The sequence below is a fragment of the Segatella copri genome, assembly GCF_009494395.1.
Classification (GTDB): Bacteria; Bacteroidota; Bacteroidia; order Bacteroidales; family Bacteroidaceae; genus Prevotella.
This window is the reverse complement of record NZ_VZCB01000074.1, coordinates 1-1,451: the sequence shown is the minus strand read 5'-3', so window position 1 is coordinate 1,451 and position 1,451 is coordinate 1. Positions and strand designations below refer to the sequence as shown.

2 protein-coding genes are annotated in these 1,451 nt (G+C 46.7%); both read left to right on the top strand.

Annotated elements, in window-relative coordinates:
- Positions 1-882 (top strand): primase-helicase family protein (locus F7D73_RS08735; protein WP_153123941.1); only part of this gene is annotated, 882 nt, incomplete at its 5' end.
- A gap of 276 nt (positions 883-1,158) precedes the next feature.
- Positions 1,159-1,451, top strand: a 293-nt coding sequence (locus tag F7D73_RS08730; RefSeq protein WP_228117686.1) for a CHC2 zinc finger domain-containing protein, incomplete at its 3' end; no start/stop codon positions are given.

Sequence of the window (1,451 nt, the reverse complement as noted above, 5' to 3'; positions counted from 1 at the left end):
GAGCTTGGCATGGACTACCTGCAACTGCTCTATCTCAGACCTGTGCAGAAGTTGCCCATTCTGCTGCTCGTATCAGAGGAGAGGAACACAGGCAAGACCACGTTCTTGAACTTTCTGAAAGCGTTGTTCCAAGGCAACGTGACATTCAACACCAACGAGGACTTCCGCAGTCAGTTCAATTCCGATTGGGCTGGCAAGCTGCTGATTGTCGTGGACGAGGTGTTGCTCAGTCGCAGGGAGGATTCCGAGCGGTTGAAGAACCTCAGCACCACCCTCTCGTACAAGGTGGAAGCCAAGGGCAAGGACAGGAACGAGATTTCCTTCTTTGCCAAGTTCGTGCTGTGCTCCAACAACGAATCACTCCCTGTCATAATTGACGAGGGCGAGACCCGATATTGGGTGAGGAAGATTTCATCGTTGCAATCTGACGATACCGACTTCTTGGAGAAACTGAAGTCGGAGATACCCGCTTTTCTGTTCCATCTGCAAGACAGAATGCTATCCACAGAGCACAAGAGCCGAATGTGGTTCGCACCCGAACAGATAGCGACCGATGCTCTGAGGAGAATCATACGCTGCAACCGTAACAGACTTGAGGTGGAAATGTCGGAGCTGTTCCTTGAGGTCATGGAGAACACCCAAACCGACAGTTTGCAATTCTGCCTCAATGACGCAATCGCCTTGTTGCAATGCAACCACGTGAAAGCGGAGAAGCACCTTGTGCGAAAGATAGTGCAGGACTGTTGGAAACTGCAACCTTCAGAGAACGCCCTCACCTACACCTCATACGAGTACAACTACAATAGCAGCGGTCACTACTCGCCAACAAAACGTGTGGGCAGGTTCTACACTGTAACGAGGGACAAGCTAAATAGCATATAATTTTGTTGAATTGTTGAATATGATGAAAGAAGTATTGAATATCAAGTATTTAAGGCTCAACATTTTCTCAACAAATCTCTCAACAAAAGAAAGAGACTGTTGAAAAGAGAAAACATGACGGCTCATGCCTTTCTTTCTCTTTTGCCCAGTGATTTTGTTGAAAAGAACCATTTGTTGAGAGTTTGTTGAGAAGATAAGTATTTGACTATCATACCAATACATACGATTCTCAACAATTCATCAGAAATACATACACCACTTAATCCACAGTAAGACATGAACATTCAAGAAGCAAAGCAAATCAAGATTGCAGACTATCTGCAAAGTTTGGGACACCGCCCTGTCAAGCAGCAGGGCGCAAACCTTTGGTACAAGTCACCGCTGAGAAACGAGAGCGAGGCATCTTTCAAGGTGAACACCACGATGAACAGTTGGTTCGATTTCGGCATGGGCAAGGGCGGCAACATCATCACCCTTGTGTCCTATCTTTACGCATCCGACAACCTGCCTTATCTTTTGGACAAGATGGAGAAGCAAACTCCCCATGTTCGTCCGACCGACTTTTCTTT